The organism is Mycobacterium sp. NGS51 (genome assembly GCF_059812525.1).
In genome coordinates this window covers 64,852-80,858 of record NZ_JCALCV010000010.1, presented here as the reverse complement: position 1 = coordinate 80,858, position 16,007 = coordinate 64,852, and the positions used below count along the sequence as shown (strand labels likewise).

Genomic DNA, 16,007 nt, shown 5'->3' with positions numbered 1-16,007 from the left:
GGAAGTCAGCGAACTGTCTGGACACGTGTCTGGACTATAATTTGACAAGCTACATGATGCAACGCGCAGCCTTCCCCGTGGCGCGACCGGTGCGTTCGATAAGTGTGACCGAGGTCAACACCGCGCTGTGACGCAGCTCATTGCCCGAACCGCCTATTTTAGGGCAGCCTAACCTGCATTTGCCCCGAATGCTGGGAGTGGCTGATGCCAATCAACTCAACCGCGCTGGAATTCGCCTACGACCTCACCCTTGACGAGGTCCGGCGTCGCAGTGCTGTCCTCGAAGCGATCGGCCCCGATTGGGATCCGGTCCGGGCGCTCGCCGAAGAGGAGCGGGCCTACGCCATGCTCTACGCGAACCTCGACCCCGAGCAGCAGCGCCATTACGACGCGCTGGTAGCGGCCGGGGTGTTGCCGGACCGGGCGGTGGACCGTGCTGCCGATTGATCCGGACGCCGACAAGAGCCGGCGCGCCTGGCTGGCCTGCCCGAACTGCGACCACGGCGCCGCCTGCGAGGTGTGCCGAGGTGGTCGCAATTGCCACACGCACTGGCAATACCTGATCAGCAATAGCGCCGCGGTGGTTCACCTGCAGTGCCCAACCTGTGCGCATCTGTGGTCGCTGGACACCGGTGCGCGCCGCCGCGGCCAGCGCCGCTCCGCGGCCTAGCCTGTCCCTCGGCCACCGGCGATACGGTGGGTGATATGCGAGCGTTGATCATCGTCGACGTCCAGAACGACTTTTGCGAGGGCGGCTCGTTGGAAGTGACCGGCGGTGCCGCCGTGGCCGGCGCCATCACCGACTACCTGGCCGATGCTCGCGACTACCAGCATGTGGTGGCCACCCAGGATTTCCACATCGATCCCGGTGACCATTTCTCCGACCATCCCGACTACTCGTCGAGCTGGCCGCCGCACTGCCTCGCCGGTAGCCCCGGGGCGGATTTCTGCCCCGACCTCGACACCACACGTATCGAGGCGGTGTTCCGCAAAGGCGCCTACAGCGCCGGATACAGCGGCTTCGACGGAGCCGACGATTCGGGCACCAGCCTGGCGGATTGGCTGCGCGACCGCGGCGTCGACGAGGTCGACGTGGTCGGCTTGGCCACCGACCAGTGCGTCCGCGCGACCGCCCACGATGCCGTCCAGGCGGGCTTTGCGACGCGCGTGTTGCTGGATCTGACCGCCGGAGTGGCGGAGGAGTCGACCGCACAAGCCGTCGACGCGCTGCAGACCGCCGGTGTCGCCGTGCAGCAGAGCAGCTCATGAGCACCGCGCAGTCGGATCTGCTGACGGCAGTGGAGCAGTCGCCGCGAGCCGCCGCGGCCCACGACCGTGCCGGCTGGGTCGGGCTGTTCACCGCTGACGGCCGCGTCGAAGATCCCGTCGGTTCCTGGTCGCACGTGGGCCACGCGCAGATCGGCCGCTTCTACGACACCTTCATCGGGCCGCGCGACATCACCTTCCATCGCGACCTCGACATCGTGACCGGCTCGGCCGTCGTCCGCGATCTCGAGCTCGAGGTGGCGATGAGTTCGTCGGTGACAATGCGGATTCCCGCCTATCTTCGCTACGACCTGCGCGAGGTCGACGGCGAGTGGAAGATCGCAGTGTTGCAGGCGTACTGGGAACTACCGGACATGATGGTGCAGTTCCTGCGCAACGGCACATCTGCCCTGCCGGCAACGGTCCAGCTGACGCGCGGATTGTTACGCAACCAGAAGTTGCGCGGCACAGTGGGTTTCGGAGCCGGTTTCCGTCGCGTCGGTTCGCGGCACAAGCGGCTAGTGGACACCTTCCTCAACGCTGTCGCCCGCGGGGACAGGTTCGCGGCGCTGCGAACACTGTCGTCCACTGCCGCAGTGACTTTCGGCGAGGACGACAGCGCGGACGTCGCCGATCTGATCCAGCGACTCGACGGCGCCACCTGGACGAAGGTGCTCGGCGCGGGCCCCACAGTCGCGGTCTCGATCGCGTCGGGACACCGGCGCGGTGTGATGTTCGCCGACGTGGCCCGGCGTGGCAACGAAATCCGCCGGATCCGTTACTTTTCCGACTGACCGGGCGCAGTTGTCACTGCGCGGCCAGCAGCGCCAACGACGTCGCCGACAACAGCAGATAACCGCCCGGAAAGGCGATGTTGTACAACACGCCGGCCCGAATATGGGTGATGATCGCACCGGTGAAGAACAGCACCAGCCCGGTCGCCGCCGCAATCCCGATCGCAGGCAGCACCAGACCGGCGACCAGCCCGATGGCTCCGGCAAGCTTGAGCGTGCCCAGCATAGGAAGCCATGACGATGGCACGCCAACCTGAGCCGAGTTCGCCAGTACGAATTTGGCGGGGACGTAGTCGGCCACGGCGATTCCCGCGGTGACGGCCACGGTGACTGCGGTGACGACAAAATATGCGATGCTCATGAGATTGGTCTCCTTCACACAAGGACGTTGAGCGGATTTCGTCACCTGCTTGACGGCTCCCATACCGGAAAGGTGACCATGACGACGCTCGACGATCTCGCCCAGCGGTTTGACGCAGACCGGCGACACCTGCGCTCAGTCGCTTTTCATCTATTGGGCTCGGCGGCCGACGCCGAGGATGCGGTGCAGTCCGCCTGGCTCAAGGCCAGCCGCGCAGACTTCGGCGCCGTTGAGAATCCGACTGGGTGGTTCACCACGATCACCGCACGCGAGGCGATCGACCAATTGCGCACCCGCAAACGGCGCGCCGAACTGCCGCTGGACAGTGTCGACCGTGTGCCGGCCAACCCGGCGCCGCCCGCGGACGAGGACGCTCTGCTCGCCGACTCGGTCAGCCGGGCCCTGCTGGTGGTCATCGACCGGCTCTCACCGACACAGCGTGTCGCCTTCGTGCTGCACGACGTGTTCGCGGTGCCATTCGAGACGATCGGCGAGCTGTTGGGCCGCTCGCCCGACGCGGCCAAGAAGCTGGCCAGCCGTGCCCGAGCGCAACTTTCCGGCGCACCGTCTGGGGAAACCCGCCGCACCGGCGAACACGTCAAGATCGTGGACGCCTTCCTGACGGCATCCCGCGGCGGCGATATCGCCGCCCTCATGAATCTGTTGGCTCCGGACGTGGTGCGCCGAGTGGATCCCCGGCTGGTGCCGGCCGATGTGCCGACCGAAATCCGCGGCGCCAAGCAGGTCGCCGAGGAAACCCGACGGTTCACTCACCGCTCGCGGGCAGGCGTCGTGGTGCTCGCCAACGGAGCACCGGGCATTGCGGTCGCGCCGGGCGGCCATCTCCAGGCGCTGCTGGTCATCGGCATCGAGGATGATCGCATTCACACCATCGACATCATCGGCGATGACGATCGGTTGAGCAGCACCGTCCTGACACTTGCCGCGGCCGGCGAGAGCCTGGATGACCATGGCTGATAAGCCATTTGGACGGCGGGCACTGTTGCGCGGTGCCGGTGTGCTCGGCGCGACGTCGCTGACGTGGTGGCAATCGGGATGCGCATCCGACGACGACGCACTCACCTTTTTCTTCGCGGCCAATCCCGAAGAAGCGGACGCGCGGCTGCGGATCGTCGACGCCTTCCAGCATCGGCATCCCGACATCAAAGTGCGGACGTTGCTGTCGGGTCCAGACCCCATGCAGCAGATGTCGACGTTTTGCGCGGGCGGCAAATGCCCGGACGTGCTGATGGCGTGGGAATTCAGCTATGCCGGCTTGGCCGACCGGGGGGTGCTGCTGGACCTGAATACCATGTTGGCCCAAGACCGGCCATTCGCCGCCGAACTGACGGCCGACAGTATCGGCGTGTTGTATGACACGTTCACGTTCAACGGGGGCCAGTACGCCTTTCCGGAACAGTGGTCCGGCAACTTTCTGTTCTACAACAAGCAGCTGTTCGCCGCGGCCGGCCTTCCGGCGCCACCGACACAATGGGACCGGCCCTGGAGCTTCGCCGAGTTCCTTGCCACGGCCAGTGCTCTCACCAAGCGCGACCGCTCCGGACGCGTGACCCAGTGGGGGTTCGTCGACACCTGGGTCGCCGCCTACTCGGCGGGGCTCTTCGGCATGAATAACGGCGTCGCGTGGTCTGATCCGCGAATGAACCCGTCGCACCTCAATTTTGGCAACGAGGCTTTCATCGAGGGTGTGCAGTTCTACGCTGACCTGGCCAATAAACACAACGTCGCACCTACCGCGTCTGAGCAGCAGTCGATGTCCACCATGGATCTATTCACTTCGGGCAAGGCCGCGATGGCCCTGGGCGGACACTGGCGCTACCAGACATTCGACCGGGCCCGCGGCCTGGATTTCGATGTCACCGTGTTGCCCACCGGTCCGCGATCCCGCGCGGCCCAGTCGAATATCGGTACTACGGGTCTCGCGATCGCAGCCGACAGCCGCCGTAAACACCAAGCATGGGAGTTCGTGAAATTCGCCGCCGGACCCGTCGGGCAAGCCTTGATCGGCGAAACAGGGCTTTTCGTGCCAGTACTGAAGCCTGCGATCAATTCCACCGGGTTCGCTCAAGCGCATCGCAGAGTCGGCAATCTCGCGGTGCTGACCGGCGGCCCCGCGCACTCCGAGGGTTTGCCGATCACCCCTGGGTGGGAAAAGATCAACGCGTTGATGGACCGCAATTTCGGACCGGTTCTGCGTGGCACTCGGCCGGCGACATCGTTGGCAGGCGCGCTGACGCAGGAGATCGACGAGGTGCTACGCAACCCATGACATTGATCGATCAGCGAGTTGGGCGACGCAGAATTTCCCAGCGGCGCGCCTGGGCCGGACGCCTTTTCGTCGTACCGAACCTGGCGGCGGTAGCGGTGTTTATGCTGTTTCCGCTCGGTTTTTCGTTGTACATGAGCGTGCAGGAGTGGGATCTGTTCAGGCCCGCCAAGCCCGTCGGACTGGCGAATTTTCGTCAGTTGTTCACCGCCGACCCGCTCTTTCTCATCGCGATGCGCAATACGGTGATATTCACCGTTGGAACCATCGTGCCGACCGTCCTGATCAGCCTGGCCGTGGCGGGTCTCTTGAACCGAAAAATCAAGGGCATCGGTATCTTTCGTACCGTTGTCTTTCTACCGTTGGCGATGTCGTCAGTGGTGATGGCGGTGGTGTGGCAGTTCGTGTTCAACACCGACAATGGCTTGCTCAACATCATGCTCGGCTGGATCGGGATCGGGCCGGTCCCGTGGTTGGTCGATCCCAACTGGGCCATGGTGTCGCTGTGTTTGGTCAGCGTATGGAAGAGCGTGCCGTTTGCCACCGTCATCCTGCTGGCATCGATGCAGGGTGTTCCCGAAACGGTCTATGAGGCAGCCCGAATCGACGGCGCCGGCGAGATACGCCAGTTCGTCTCCATTACCGTCCCGCTGATCCGCGGCGCACTGTCATTCGTGGTGGGCATCTCGATCATTCACGCGTTCCAGGCATTTGACCTCGTCTATGTGCTCACCGGTCGCAACGGTGGTCCGGAGACTGGGACATATGTGTTGGGCATCATGCTGTTTCAGCACGCCTTCGCCTTCCTGGAGTTCGGGTACGCATCCGCACTGGCCTGGGTGATGTTCGCCATTCTGCTGGTGTTGACGGCGTTACAGCTACGGTTAGCGCGTCGGCGCGCTTGGGAAGACTGACCATGGGCCACCTGACCAAACACAGCATCGTGCGCGGCCTGGTGCTCTATACGGCGCTGATCGGCGTCGCGTGGTGTGCCCTGTTTCCGATTCTGTGGGCGGTGTCGGGCTCGTTGAAAAGCGAAGGCGAGGTGAGCCAGCCGACGTTGTTTCCGTCGCACCCGCAGTGGTCGAACTATGGCGAAGTGTTTGTGTTGATGCCGTTTTGGCGGATGTTCGTCAATACGGTGCTCTACGCCGGATGTATCACGGCCGGTCAGGTGTTCTTCTGCTCGCTGGCCGGCTACGCCTTTGCCAGGCTGCCGTTCCGGGGCCGAGAGATCGTCTTCGTCCTGTACCTGGGCACGTTGATGGTGCCGCTGACGGTGACTGTCATCCCGCAATTCATTCTGATGCGCGTTGCCGGCTGGACGGACACGCCGTGGGCGATGATCGTGCCGGGCTTGTTCGGTACGGCATTCGGCACCTATCTGATGCGGCAGTTCTTCCGTACGCTGCCGGACGAACTCGAGGAGGCCGCCATCCTGGACGGCTGCTCGCCGTGGCAGGTCTATTGGCGGATCCTGCTGCCGCACGCCAAGCCTGCAGTCATGGTGCTTGCGGTGCTCACGTGGGTCAACGTGTGGAATGACTTCCTGTGGCCGTTGTTGATGCTGCAACGCAAGAGCATCGCCACACTCACGCTCGGGCTGGTTCGGATGCAGGGCGAATACGTGTCGCGGTGGCCGGTGCTGATGGCTGCGTCCATGCTCATCCTGCTTCCCTTGGTCCTCGTCTATGCGGTGGCACAACGAGCCTTCGTCCGCGGGATCGCCATGTCCGGATTCGGTGGCTAGCCAATGGCATCAGTGAGCTTCGAACAGGCGACACGGCGCTATCCCGGAGCGCAGCGCCCCGCGCTGGACAGGCTGGATCTGGCCGTCGACGACGGCGAATTCGTCGTGCTGGTCGGCCCTTCCGGATGTGGCAAAACGACGTCGCTGCGGATGATCGCGGGTTTGGAACCGGTGGATACCGGGCGCATCCGCATCGGTGCCCGCGATGTCACCGACGACGATCCCAAGGATCGGGATGTCGCGATGGTGTTCCAGAATTACGCGCTGTATCCGCACATGACGGTGGCGCAGAACATGGGTTTTGCGCTGAAGATCGCCAAGCTTCGCAAAGCTGAGATTCGCGACCGGATCCTGGATGCGGCGCGCTTGCTGGACTTAGAGCCTTACCTCGACCGCAAACCCGCAGCGCTCTCCGGTGGGCAGCGCCAGCGGGTGGCGATGGGCCGCGCGATCGTGCGCCGTCCGCAGGTCTTCTTGATGGACGAACCGCTGTCCAACCTGGATGCGAAGTTGCGGGTGCAAACGCGTAACCAGATCGCCGGATTGCAGCGACGGCTGGGCACCACGACCGTGTACGTCACCCATGATCAGGTCGAGGCGATGACCATGGGGGACCGGGTTGCGGTCCTGCGAGACGGCGTGTTGCAGCAATACGCACCGCCGCGAGAGCTCTACCGCAGCCCGGTCAACGTCTTCGTTGCGGAGTTCATCGGCTCCCCGGCGATGAACGTGTTCACGTTGCCGGTTGCCGACCGTTCAGTGACCTTGGGGGACTGGCTGATTCCATTGCCACGCGAGATCGGCGACGTGGCCGCTGAAATCACTGTCGGCATCCGGCCCGAAGACTTCGAGGTCGGTGGTCTGGGTGTTGAGATGGAGATCGACGTGGTCGAGGAGCTCGGCGCCGACGCCTACCTCTACGGCAGGATCTCGACGCCGGGCGCGGCGACTGACCACCCGGTGATCGCCCGCGCGGACGGTCGTAACCCGCCGCAACGTGGCAGCCGGGTACGTCTGCGCCCTCGATCCGACCATTTGCATTTCTTCGGCGCCGATGGCCGGCGACTGTCCTAGACGTGCCTTTCAGGTCGTGAGGACTGTCGCCGCGGCGGTGCCGGGTGCGCCGTACAACTGGGCGAAACCGACCTTCGGTTCGCCGGGAACTTGACGATCACCGGCCTCGCTGCGCAATTGCCGGACGATCTCATAAATCTGCCGCAAGCCCGATGCCCCAATCGGCTCGCCGTTGGCGATCAGGCCGCCGTCGGTGTTGATCGGAAGCCGGCCGTGAATTTCGGTGGCGCCGTCGGCCAGCAGCTTCTCCTGCTCGCCGTCAGCGCAAAATCCGCACTCGGCCATGTGAATGATCTCCGCGCCGGCATCCGTGTCCTGGAGTTGAATGACATCGACGTCTTCGGGTGCCACACCGGCCTTTTCGAATGCGGCGCGCGCCGCGTAAACGGTGGGCGCGACGTCCTGCTCGACGGGCGCGAACGTGGTGTTGACCTCGTAGGCGCCGTAGCGGCGGGTCCGGACCTCGACCGCGCGCAGATACACCGGCTTGTCGGTGTAGCGATGCGCGATGTCGGCTCGACACATCACCACTGCCGCGGCGCCCTCGTCGGGTGCACAGAACATGTACTGGGTCAGTGGGTAGTTCAGCATTGTCGAGTTGAGGATCTCGTCCTCGGTGATCGGTTTGCGCCGAAAGGCATTGGGGTTCAGCGCACCGTTACGAAAGTTCTTGGCAGCGACCCTGGCCAGCGTTCGCTGCGAGATGCCGTGGTCGTGCAGGTAGCGGTTGGCCTTCATACCGAAGAACTGCGTAGTCAGGTACTGCCCGTTCTCGGCGTACCAGCTCGGCATGCCGACCAACGCGGGATCTTCGGTGAAAGCGCCGCGGGGATGCTTGTCCAGTCCGACGGCCAGTCCGATGTCGTAGTCGCCCAGCCGGATGCCGTCGGCGCACGCCTTCGCGGCGCTGGCGGCGGTGGCGCACGCATTGAAGACGTTGGTGAACGGGATGCCCGATAGGCCCACCATGCCAACGATGGCGTCCGGGTTCGCGACGGTCCAACTGCCGCCGGTAGCGGCCTGTACGTCTTTCCAGTCCACGCCGGCGTCTTCGACTGCGGCGAAGATGGCGTCGACACCCATTTCCATCGCCGACTTGCCCTCGAAGCGGCCGAACGGGTGCAGGCCGACCCCGATGATGGCGACGTCGTTCATTGCGCGAATCCTCCTCAGCGTCCGCTGGCGCAAAGCCAACTGTAAACGTTACAGTAACTGTGCTGATACGCTAACGGCGGCGCACCAGTTGGGCCTGCTGTATTGCAGCGACCGCTCCTTGCTGGTCGAAAAGCGTTCCGCGTGAGACACCCACTCCGTCTCGACCGTAATGGGTTTCGGCTCGCACTCCGACCCATTCGCCGTCGGGGACACGGTGGATGTGCACGACGATGTCGGGGTTGAGGAACAGCCATTCGGACACCGCGAGCCGGCTTCCCATGCCGTTGGCGATGTCCGCTACGGTGAACAGGCGCTCCATGGGGGTCATTGTTTCGCCGGCGACGAGGTCGACGACGGGCCTGGCCCAACATTCCGCCGGCACGCTGTTGAGGATGTCGTTCAGCCACCGCCAGTCCAGGCTCTGGATGTAGGTCTGGTTGGTGTCGTCGTCGCCCGCAAGCACAAGCTGCTGCTCATCACGTGCGACCGGCGGGCCGAACCGACGTATCGCACACTCGGCGTCAACTACGAGTTGCTATCGCCGGTTTCCGATCCGTCTGCATCTGGCCGATGAGCGTAACTGCCGGCCCAACAACGTAAGACCGCAGCCCCGGCAAATCGTCACAGTGACGTATTGCTGTCGTGGCGCGGGAGGATAGGGACGGGAATCGGCCTCGCAGTTAGTGGCGTCCAACTGACCGACGCGAGTACCGACGGGTGTATCCGAGTCGGCGACGGGCAGCGACGGGATCCTTGGTCGCGCGGCCGGCACCGCGGCGCTTATGTGGCTTGCACATTGCGCAACCACGCCATGAACGTGACGGATGATGATTGGGCATTGGGTGCTCCAGAGTGACTCCGCTGCGCATGCGGCGAAGACGGCAACGATACACCTGGTGGACCCCAACTGTCAGCGCCGATCCGAATTACCGATAAGCGACATTATGTCGGGTAAAGTACGCCGTTTTCATCTGATGAATCACGCTCGTTCCGAGCGACCCTCACCCGCAGGGTCAGGCGCCAACCTCCGGCACCTTAATGAGTTCAGGGTAATCCATGTCCGATAGCACAATCTGAATTTGGCTAGTAGGCACCCGTCGCCTAGCTAGCAAACTATGAACATGCTTGGACCATCTCAACGGTTGCAATGCGTGCGGCCGGGCCCGCGCCCGAAGGAATACGGCGCAATCGAATACGGCGGGTTGCCAGTAAACGCCGCGTTTTCGGAACACGTTGTGCAGCAACTATCTTCAATCAATGGCCGCTGCTCCCAGTCGACCTGGGCAGGAACAATCAGGACATAGTTGGAGACGGTTGATGTGTTGCGCCCGTGAGCTTTTCGCTGCGGGACGCGATCACCAATCTCACGCCGGGCCGTGACAGCTGAAATGTTTCGCGGCGGACAACCAGGTGGACGATTCGTCACCCAAAACCCGTCAGGCCATTTCAGTCTGACCGGGATCGACCGCGTTGAGGAGCCGTTTGAGTTCGTGTCGCTTCTCGGCGCGGAGGTTGGACAGGACAGCATCCTCGGCCCGGCCAACGGCCGCTTCGGCTTTTTCCAGCAGCGTCTTGCCCTCGGTAGTCAGCCGGGCCGGGCGTGCCCGACCGGAGGACACCGTGGCGGGCCGGTCGACGGCACCCATCTCTTGCAACGTCAACAGCACGTAATTCATGGACTGCGGCGAGATGCTGGCATCCCGGGCCAGATCGGCACTGGACCGACCCGGCGATGCCGACAGGCTGCGCAGGCAGACGAACCCGGGCAGCGTCAGGCCCAACGGGCGCAGTTCCGCGGTGACGGCCGGGCGCAAGGCCGCCAGGATTCGGTACAGCAGATAACCGAGTGGAGCCTCTCCCATGTCATGCATTTTGACATATCTCAGGCGCTTTGATAATTATTGGTGCATGACTGAACCCAAGGACTCCGAGTTCGCTTACCAGGGCGAGATTCCCGGGTTGGGTCTGGGCGCTAAGCCGCCGTGGAGTATCGACGAGCCGCAATCCGACATCGCCACCCTGGTCGAGCAGGGCGAGGTTCACGGCGAGGTCCTCGACGCGGGCTGCGGGGAAGGCATCACCGCCATGCGGCTGGCCGAATTGGGTTACACCACGGTCGGATTGGATGCGGCGCCGACCGCCGTCGACGCGGCCCGCACCGAAGCGGCCCGAGGCGGTCTGGGCAACGTCACCTTCGAGGTCGCTGACATCAGCGACTTTGGCGGCTATGACGGCACGTTCGGCAGGATCGTGGAGACTGCGCGCTATTTCGCTCCATCCCCGTGGCCGCGCGGGAGGGCAACCCAGCGATCGATCGTCCGCGCCCCCGCCCCCGGTGCGTCCTATTTCGTGCTGGTCTTCGACCGGGCCGGGGTGCCCAACGGGCCGCCCAACGCCGTCACCGCCGGGGAGCTGCGCGAAGTGGTGTCCCAACACTGGACCATCGACGACATCGCCCCGGCCCGCATCCACGTCAACGCCGGGCTCGCCGCGATGCCCGGTGCCGAGGTCCGTGACGAACCCGACGGCCGCGATTCCCTGCCCGCCTGGTTGCTGACCGCGCACCTGACCTGACCACCACACCTTAAGGAGAACCGTCGGATGTCTGATCCCCGGCCACCGCGGTGGCTCAAGCCGATGAACAAAGTGCAGATGGCCTTGCAGAAATTGGGTATTCCGACCGGACCGGTCCAGGTCCTGACGGTCCCCGGCCGCAAGTCAGGCCAACCGCGCAGTACACCGATGACGCCGTTCGAGTTGAACGGGCATCTGTACACCGCGTGCGGTTATCCGGGGGCGGACTGGGCGCGCAATGCCCGCGCCGCCGGCGCCGGAACTCTGTCTCGGGGCCGCAAAGCCCGTCAGGTCCGCATCGTTGAACTGACCGCCGAGCAAGCCCGGCCGGTCTGGCGGGCATTCCCCACCTCGGTGCCCGCCGGTGTCGGGTTCTACAAGCGAGCCGGACTGGTACAACAGGGAACCCCGGAAGAGTTCGAAGCACTCGCCCATCGATGCGCGATCTTCCGGCTGGAGCCGTCCCCACAGGATGGGCCGGGAAACCGGTGAGCCTGGAACTGCTGCACAATGTCGTCGTGTTCGCCCATCTCGTCGGGTTCGCGATGCATCGATAGAACCGGTACCCACGTTGGGCCACCGCTCGATGAACAACCCAAGACCGTGCTCCGCGCTGAAGCGCTGGTAATACTGGGCCCGGAAACTGGCGCGCTCACAGTCCAACAGGCGATCGCTGCGGGAAACCTCAGCGGCGACCAACATGACCTCGCGGCGGTACTTACCCTCGTTGACGCCAACACGGCTGCGCAGACGAGGCCAGCAGACTACTGGAGCGCAAACCGCGCTACTCGGGACAGTCGAGGCCCTGGCTGCCGCAGTGGCCCACGGTCACGACTTCTCCCCTTGCCAAACCTCGGAACATTCGCGATTCACCGTGAGGAATACGACGGGATCGAATATGGCGGGTTACCAGTAAACTCCCCCCTGGCCAAATTTCGCTGCCGTCCAACGGTTCTCGCTTATCGTGCGAGGCCGAGGAATGCCATCATCGCTCGCTCGACTTCGACGACTTGTTCCGCCGTCAGCCGACCGACTCGGGCGTGGACGTTCGATCTCCTGACAGTTGTGAGCTTGTCGATCATCACGTCACTGTCGTGGTCGAGTCCGGATAGCCGACCGTTTCCGCCGGCTATCCGAATGCGTATCAGCGGAGCATCCAATGGTGTGCTGGTCATCGGCGCAACCGTTACCGAGTTGGTCGCATCGAAAAGATCATCCTGAACAATCACCGCGGGTCGCGGTTTCTTCGTGTAGACACCCCCCGCTACGGTCCAGATCTCTCCTCGGTTCACTCCTCGTCCCATGGCGTCGAGACAGCTTCGATGAAGTCCTGGTCATCGCTGCTTTCATCCGCCCGTGCGACCAGCGAGGATTGGCGATGCGCCTCGGCGGAAAAACTCTCAGTGCGCACGTCAGGCACCCAGACCTGCAGCGGCCGTAGGCCGCGCTCCCGCATCCGCCTTCGGTACTCGCTGACCCTCTCCCTCACTGCCATGCCCACATGTTACATGTAACGAGCGTCTGAGCGATGGAATAAAATGGGCGGCCTGGACAGCAAACAAGAATCCAAGCCGCAGCTTCCCATCTGCGGATTCGCCTGGGCGGTCTGCATATTGCATCAGATGAATCAACCCGCCTCCGCACGGCACTCGCTCGTGAGCACGCAACGCGCGGCGATAGACGCCTGCTCTTTGCGCCGTTCTCGACGTTCGCATTGGGATCTCGACGACGGCACTGTCCCTCGTCGGACGGTCACCGCCCGATGTCCATTTGGAAACGTAACCATCGCGCGTCTACCGTTAACAGCAGTCACATCGTTAACATCGCGCGATGCGCAATTTGTCCCCGGCGGCCAGCCATGGACGGCTGCGTACGGTTTCCCGGCGCGACGCGTTGCGCTACGCGACTGCGTTGGCCGGTCTGGGTGCCGCATCAGTAGGATGCGGCACGCCCCCGGCGGCCGCAGCCGCTCCTCAACTGATCGACTTCGCCGCGCGCCAGATTCCGGCGCAGCAAATCCGAGCTGCCGGATATAGCGGGGTGATCAACTACGTCTCGCGGTCACGTCCTGGCTCGTCGTTTGGCGCCAAGCCGATCACTCGGCCCTACGCCGAGTCACTAACAGCCGCGGGCTTGGTGATCGTCAGTAACTACCAATACGGCAAGCCAGATGGGACGGCGCCGTCGGACTTCACGCGGGGCTACGCCGGCGGCATCGCAGACGCGCGTACTGCTTGGCAGCTGCACACCGCGGCAGGCGGCGGCCAGAGTGCTCCGATTTTCTTCACCATCGACGAGGACATCAACCGCGACACTTGGAATCGCCTCGCGCTGCAGTGGTTTCGTGGAATCAATGCGGTTCTTGGAGTCCAACGCACCGGGGTCTACGGAGGCATCAATGTCTGCCAGTGGGCCGCGACCGATGGCGTTATCGGCTTTTCGGGCACAACTGGACGCCGGTGGGCCTGGCAAACTCGAGCCTGGTCCGGCAATCGGGTCCACCCCGCCGCCGTTCTGTATCAGCGCGTGGTGAGCACCGCGTCCAATCCCGGCCCGCGGGTCGGCGGACTCGAAGTCGACGTCAACGACGTCCTGGCCCCCGACTGCGGCCAGTGGAACCTCCATCCGTATGGCGACGTGCGGTAGGTGCTGTACCGGCAAGTGGCAGCTGCGATCACCGCCGGCCGGCCGGCGCCACTCCGTCGCAGGAATACGGCACCATCGAATATGACGGGTTACCGGTAAATCTGGCTGTTTTCGCTGGATGTGTTGCGCTGTGTCCCAATGATTTTCGTGGTTGCGGCCATCCGATGTGTCGGTGCAGCTTTTAGAGATCGAGCACGATGCGCAGTGCCGCATCAACGCGGCGCATATCGTCGAGGCTGAGGAACCCGACGCCCTTACCCAGCCGTCCCGGGTCAACCGCGGCCGTCTGCTCGGCAAGTATTCGGGTGTTCATTCCGCCGATTTCGACCTGGGGACGAAAGCTTGCGGCACGAGCTGACGTGGACGTGGGCGCTACCAGCCAGGTCGACAGTGGTAAGTGAGCGGACTGGACGACGACGGCATAGCGGGAGCCGGACTGCTCGCGACCGCGGCTCCCCCGCGGGGCGTGCAACTGAAAGATCTCACCACGCACGCAGCGTCTCCATATCGCGCAGCACCTGCATACCTTCAGCGCGGTCGGACTCGTCTTCGGCAAGCATTTCCGCCTCAGCGCGAATTGCTGCATTAGCCTTTCGCCGTGCTGCATCAACGAGGGCGGCTCGAACCGCCGCGGATACAGCCGTTCCATCCTTGGTCAAGACCTCTAGTGCCTTCGATGTGTCTTCGTCTGGTCGGAAGGTGATCGTGTCAGCCATGGCAATAGTGTACGACACTTTGTAAGACGATGACCTTATTCGCAGCCTCTCAGGCTCAGAAGCAGATGGCCAGGAGGAGGGTCCGGAGCGGTTGGATTTTCAGTGGCGGTCGCCGCTAGGTGCAACGATACTGCCCGTTGAGCACACAATTGATCGGTGGCGAGTAGGCACCACTTAGCACGCCTCGGAAACCACCTGTAGCTGAGCCACCGGGCGCAATGACACGATTCCAATTTGCGGGGGTGACGACAAAGTGTGTGCCAGATTGGCTGACGGTGCTGTTCCACGCGTGCGAGACGGATTGTCCGAGCGGCATGTCGAATTCAAGCTTCCAATCGCTTAGCGGCACCATGCTCGCGTTGGTGATGGTGAAGCGGGCGATGAAACCGGTCTGCCACGTATGTTCCACCGACAACTTCGCCGTGACCGCGGCCGCGTAGGCTACCGGGGCGATGGCGAGTCCGAGGATAACCATTAATACCGCCACGGTTACGTGAAGCGCTGTGCGCCAGCGCTTCACGTAGTTGTCCAGTCCCGGCATAACAGCCAACACTAAAGCCGAACGGGCGTTATCGGCCCTTCGCGTCGCAGGTAAGCTGCAGTACCTTTGCTCAAATGAAACCGTCGTGAAACCTTGGTCTCGATCCACCCGAGCGCTATGTCCGTGCCGCCGGTCCAGCAGATTGCGGCAGTGGAAATAGGTGTCGGAATCTTTCGACGAGCGCGCGGTCGCCCGCTAGGCGCAGCGATCCATCACCAAGGATTTCGTCGAGGTCACGGTCGGTGCGTAGCAACGTCAGCAGCGTGGTCTGATCGGTTTCCAATGTGGCGTCCGGCCGTTCGTGCTCGCCGCGCGCGACGGTGAGCTCACCCCCGGTGATGCGGAGCCGGAACGACTGGTCACCTAGGCGTATGGCGATTGTCGCGTCCATACCCGCCGCGGCCTCGCGGTCGAAAAGCGCTGTCAGCGACAGCATCACGGAATCGACGCCAATTGGCGCGTGGTAGGGCATTGTCGGTGAGCGGCTGGCCCAGCGAGCCAGGTCGAGAACGATCGGCGCCAACTCGGCTCCCCAAGGCGTCAATTCGTACACCCATGACGCGCTGGGTGGGCTGAGCCGACGACGACGCACCACTTCTGCGTCGGTGAGCTCGCGCAACCGCTGGGTCAGCATGTCCGGGCCGGCGCCCGGCAGGCCGGCCAGTAGATCGGTGAAGCGTTTGGGGCCCAGCAATAGTTCGCGAACCACCAATAACGCCCAGCGCTCCCCGATCAGGTCTAGTGCGTGGGCCACTGCGCAGCCGGTGTCGTATCTGCGTTTTCCTGCCATGGACCCTATGCTACCAGCAATAATTCAACAATCCAACTATTTACTTGGGTTTT

21 protein-coding genes and 1 pseudogene are annotated in these 16,007 nt (G+C 63.6%); 12 read left to right on the top strand and 10 right to left on the bottom strand.

Translation table 11 applies throughout. The features are described from left to right. Nucleotides 1-204 precede the first annotated feature (204 nt). From AC5Y5W_RS14220 to AC5Y5W_RS14205, 4 genes are read left to right on the top strand one after another with little or no spacing between them, the layout of a single operon-like run. The gene (locus AC5Y5W_RS14220; protein ID WP_500010262.1) at nt 205-447 is read left to right on the top strand and encodes a DUF6400 family protein; all 243 of its coding nucleotides are present in this window, start codon (nt 205-207) and stop codon (nt 445-447) included. Continuing rightward, on the top strand, nt 434-670 hold the full coding sequence (locus tag AC5Y5W_RS14215; RefSeq protein ID WP_500010261.1) for a hypothetical protein: 237 nt from the start codon (nt 434-436) through the stop codon (nt 668-670). The genes AC5Y5W_RS14220 and AC5Y5W_RS14215 overlap by 14 nt, the downstream gene beginning before the upstream one ends. A gap of 35 nt (nt 671-705) precedes the next feature. Continuing rightward, on the top strand, nt 706-1,269 hold the full coding sequence (gene pncA, locus AC5Y5W_RS14210; RefSeq protein ID WP_500010260.1) for a pyrazinamidase PncA: 564 nt from the start codon (nt 706-708) through the stop codon (nt 1,267-1,269). Next, complete coding sequence (locus AC5Y5W_RS14205) at nt 1,266-2,060, top strand: ketosteroid isomerase family protein (RefSeq protein WP_500010259.1); 795 nt, start codon at nt 1,266-1,268, stop codon at nt 2,058-2,060. The genes pncA and AC5Y5W_RS14205 overlap by 4 nt, the downstream gene beginning before the upstream one ends. 13 nt (nt 2,061-2,073) lie before the next feature. Here AC5Y5W_RS14205 and AC5Y5W_RS14200 read toward each other — a convergent pair whose 3' ends face one another. Next, the gene (locus AC5Y5W_RS14200) at nt 2,074-2,421 is read right to left on the bottom strand and encodes a DoxX family protein (protein WP_500010258.1); all 348 of its coding nucleotides are present in this window, start codon (nt 2,419-2,421) and stop codon (nt 2,074-2,076) included. 78 nt (nt 2,422-2,499) lie between these two features. Between AC5Y5W_RS14200 and AC5Y5W_RS14195 the strand changes: the two genes are divergently transcribed. The 5 genes from AC5Y5W_RS14195 to AC5Y5W_RS14175 are packed head-to-tail and all read left to right on the top strand — an operon-like array spanning nt 2,500 to nt 7,532. Beyond that, a complete protein-coding gene (locus AC5Y5W_RS14195; protein WP_500010257.1) occupies nt 2,500-3,399 on the top strand; it encodes a sigma-70 family RNA polymerase sigma factor in 900 nt (299 codons plus the stop codon). After that, nucleotides 3,392-4,711: an ABC transporter substrate-binding protein gene (locus AC5Y5W_RS14190; RefSeq protein ID WP_500010256.1), complete on the top strand. Its 1,320-nt coding sequence runs from the start codon at nt 3,392-3,394 to the stop codon at nt 4,709-4,711. Before AC5Y5W_RS14195 ends, AC5Y5W_RS14190 begins: the two co-directional genes overlap by 8 nt. Continuing rightward, complete coding sequence (locus AC5Y5W_RS14185; RefSeq protein WP_500010255.1) at nt 4,708-5,622, top strand: carbohydrate ABC transporter permease; 915 nt, start codon at nt 4,708-4,710, stop codon at nt 5,620-5,622. The genes AC5Y5W_RS14190 and AC5Y5W_RS14185 overlap by 4 nt, the downstream gene beginning before the upstream one ends. A gap of 2 nt (nt 5,623-5,624) precedes the next feature. Beyond that, nucleotides 5,625-6,458, top strand: coding sequence for a carbohydrate ABC transporter permease (locus AC5Y5W_RS14180; RefSeq protein WP_500010254.1), 834 nt, complete (start codon nt 5,625-5,627; stop codon nt 6,456-6,458). Between the two features lie 3 nt (nt 6,459-6,461). Next, the gene (locus AC5Y5W_RS14175) at nt 6,462-7,532 is read left to right on the top strand and encodes an ABC transporter ATP-binding protein (RefSeq protein WP_500010253.1); all 1,071 of its coding nucleotides are present in this window, start codon (nt 6,462-6,464) and stop codon (nt 7,530-7,532) included. 9 nt (nt 7,533-7,541) lie between these two features. On the opposite strand, the gene AC5Y5W_RS14170 is transcribed toward AC5Y5W_RS14175, so the two are convergent. The 3 genes and pseudogenes from AC5Y5W_RS14170 to AC5Y5W_RS14160 form a co-directional block, all read right to left on the bottom strand. Beyond that, nucleotides 7,542-8,687 (bottom strand): thiolase family protein, encoded by a 1,146-nt coding sequence (locus tag AC5Y5W_RS14170; RefSeq protein WP_500010252.1) that lies wholly within the window; start codon nt 8,685-8,687, stop codon nt 7,542-7,544. Between the two features lie 70 nt (nt 8,688-8,757). Next, nucleotides 8,758-9,126: pseudogene (locus tag AC5Y5W_RS14165) on the bottom strand (thioesterase family protein); the annotation flags it as partial. Nucleotides 9,127-10,123: 997 nt separating this feature from the next. After that, complete coding sequence (locus AC5Y5W_RS14160) at nt 10,124-10,558, bottom strand: MarR family winged helix-turn-helix transcriptional regulator (RefSeq protein WP_500010251.1); 435 nt, start codon at nt 10,556-10,558, stop codon at nt 10,124-10,126. Nucleotides 10,559-10,595: 37 nt separating this feature from the next. Here AC5Y5W_RS14160 and AC5Y5W_RS14155 point away from each other — a divergent pair, with 37 nt between their 5' ends. After that, nucleotides 10,596-11,261 (top strand): class I SAM-dependent methyltransferase, encoded by a 666-nt coding sequence (locus tag AC5Y5W_RS14155; protein ID WP_500010250.1) that lies wholly within the window; start codon nt 10,596-10,598, stop codon nt 11,259-11,261. 27 nt (nt 11,262-11,288) lie between these two features. Further along, nucleotides 11,289-11,753, top strand: coding sequence for a nitroreductase family deazaflavin-dependent oxidoreductase (locus AC5Y5W_RS14150; protein WP_500010249.1), 465 nt, complete (start codon nt 11,289-11,291; stop codon nt 11,751-11,753). A gap of 467 nt (nt 11,754-12,220) precedes the next feature. On the opposite strand, the gene AC5Y5W_RS14145 is transcribed toward AC5Y5W_RS14150, so the two are convergent. After that, nucleotides 12,221-12,553 carry a type II toxin-antitoxin system PemK/MazF family toxin gene (locus tag AC5Y5W_RS14145; protein ID WP_500010338.1) on the bottom strand — a complete coding sequence of 111 codons (333 nt, stop codon included), beginning with the start codon at nt 12,551-12,553 and terminating at the stop codon, nt 12,221-12,223. Further along, the gene (locus AC5Y5W_RS14140; protein ID WP_500010248.1) at nt 12,550-12,756 is read right to left on the bottom strand and encodes an antitoxin MazE-like protein; all 207 of its coding nucleotides are present in this window, start codon (nt 12,754-12,756) and stop codon (nt 12,550-12,552) included. Before AC5Y5W_RS14140 ends, AC5Y5W_RS14145 begins: the two co-directional genes overlap by 4 nt. Nucleotides 12,757-13,091: 335 nt before the next feature. Between AC5Y5W_RS14140 and AC5Y5W_RS14135 the strand changes: the two genes are divergently transcribed. Beyond that, nucleotides 13,092-13,907: a DUF1906 domain-containing protein gene (locus AC5Y5W_RS14135; protein WP_500010247.1), complete on the top strand. Its 816-nt coding sequence runs from the start codon at nt 13,092-13,094 to the stop codon at nt 13,905-13,907. A gap of 181 nt (nt 13,908-14,088) precedes the next feature. Here the strand turns inward: AC5Y5W_RS14135 and AC5Y5W_RS14130 are convergent, their stop codons facing one another. From AC5Y5W_RS14130 to AC5Y5W_RS14115, 4 genes are all read right to left on the bottom strand, one after another. After that, on the bottom strand, nt 14,089-14,400 hold the full coding sequence (locus AC5Y5W_RS14130) for a type II toxin-antitoxin system PemK/MazF family toxin (protein ID WP_500010246.1): 312 nt from the start codon (nt 14,398-14,400) through the stop codon (nt 14,089-14,091). Then, nucleotides 14,390-14,623, bottom strand: a complete 234-nt coding sequence (locus AC5Y5W_RS14125) for a hypothetical protein (RefSeq protein ID WP_500010245.1) — start codon at nt 14,621-14,623, stop codon at nt 14,390-14,392. The genes AC5Y5W_RS14130 and AC5Y5W_RS14125 overlap by 11 nt, the downstream gene beginning before the upstream one ends. A gap of 115 nt (nt 14,624-14,738) precedes the next feature. Further along, a complete protein-coding gene (locus tag AC5Y5W_RS14120) occupies nt 14,739-15,164 on the bottom strand; it encodes a cellulose-binding domain-containing protein (protein WP_500010244.1) in 426 nt (141 codons plus the stop codon). Between the two features lie 115 nt (nt 15,165-15,279). Beyond that, nucleotides 15,280-15,954: a winged helix-turn-helix transcriptional regulator gene (locus tag AC5Y5W_RS14115; RefSeq protein WP_500010243.1), complete on the bottom strand. Its 675-nt coding sequence runs from the start codon at nt 15,952-15,954 to the stop codon at nt 15,280-15,282. Nucleotides 15,955-16,007: the final 53 nt, after the last annotated feature.

Bases quoted from the DNA above. Each gene is read 5' to 3' on its own strand.
- pncA (WP_500010260.1), top strand. From the start codon at position 706: ATGCGAGCGTTGATCATCGTCGACGTCCAGAACGACTTTTGCGAGGGC.
- AC5Y5W_RS14205 (WP_500010259.1), top strand. From the start codon at position 1,266: ATGAGCACCGCGCAGTCGGATCTGCTGACGGCAGTGGAGCAGTCGCCG.
- AC5Y5W_RS14120 (WP_500010244.1), bottom strand. From the start codon at position 15,164: ATGCCGGGACTGGACAACTACGTGAAGCGCTGGCGCACAGCGCTTCAC.
- AC5Y5W_RS14170 (WP_500010252.1), bottom strand. From the start codon at position 8,687: ATGAACGACGTCGCCATCATCGGGGTCGGCCTGCACCCGTTCGGCCGC.
- AC5Y5W_RS14220 (WP_500010262.1), top strand. From the start codon at position 205: ATGCCAATCAACTCAACCGCGCTGGAATTCGCCTACGACCTCACCCTT.
- AC5Y5W_RS14160 (WP_500010251.1), bottom strand. From the start codon at position 10,558: ATGCATGACATGGGAGAGGCTCCACTCGGTTATCTGCTGTACCGAATC.
- AC5Y5W_RS14155 (WP_500010250.1), top strand. From the start codon at position 10,596: ATGACTGAACCCAAGGACTCCGAGTTCGCTTACCAGGGCGAGATTCCC.
- AC5Y5W_RS14180 (WP_500010254.1), top strand. From the start codon at position 5,625: ATGGGCCACCTGACCAAACACAGCATCGTGCGCGGCCTGGTGCTCTAT.
- AC5Y5W_RS14150 (WP_500010249.1), top strand. From the start codon at position 11,289: ATGTCTGATCCCCGGCCACCGCGGTGGCTCAAGCCGATGAACAAAGTG.
- AC5Y5W_RS14190 (WP_500010256.1), top strand. From the start codon at position 3,392: ATGGCTGATAAGCCATTTGGACGGCGGGCACTGTTGCGCGGTGCCGGT.
- AC5Y5W_RS14125 (WP_500010245.1), bottom strand. From the start codon at position 14,623: ATGGCTGACACGATCACCTTCCGACCAGACGAAGACACATCGAAGGCA.
- AC5Y5W_RS14135 (WP_500010247.1), top strand. From the start codon at position 13,092: ATGCGCAATTTGTCCCCGGCGGCCAGCCATGGACGGCTGCGTACGGTT.
- AC5Y5W_RS14200 (WP_500010258.1), bottom strand. From the start codon at position 2,421: ATGAGCATCGCATATTTTGTCGTCACCGCAGTCACCGTGGCCGTCACC.
- AC5Y5W_RS14195 (WP_500010257.1), top strand. From the start codon at position 2,500: ATGACGACGCTCGACGATCTCGCCCAGCGGTTTGACGCAGACCGGCGA.
- AC5Y5W_RS14185 (WP_500010255.1), top strand. From the start codon at position 4,708: ATGACATTGATCGATCAGCGAGTTGGGCGACGCAGAATTTCCCAGCGG.
- AC5Y5W_RS14140 (WP_500010248.1), bottom strand. From the start codon at position 12,756: ATGGCAGTGAGGGAGAGGGTCAGCGAGTACCGAAGGCGGATGCGGGAG.
- AC5Y5W_RS14175 (WP_500010253.1), top strand. From the start codon at position 6,462: ATGGCATCAGTGAGCTTCGAACAGGCGACACGGCGCTATCCCGGAGCG.
- AC5Y5W_RS14115 (WP_500010243.1), bottom strand. From the start codon at position 15,954: ATGGCAGGAAAACGCAGATACGACACCGGCTGCGCAGTGGCCCACGCA.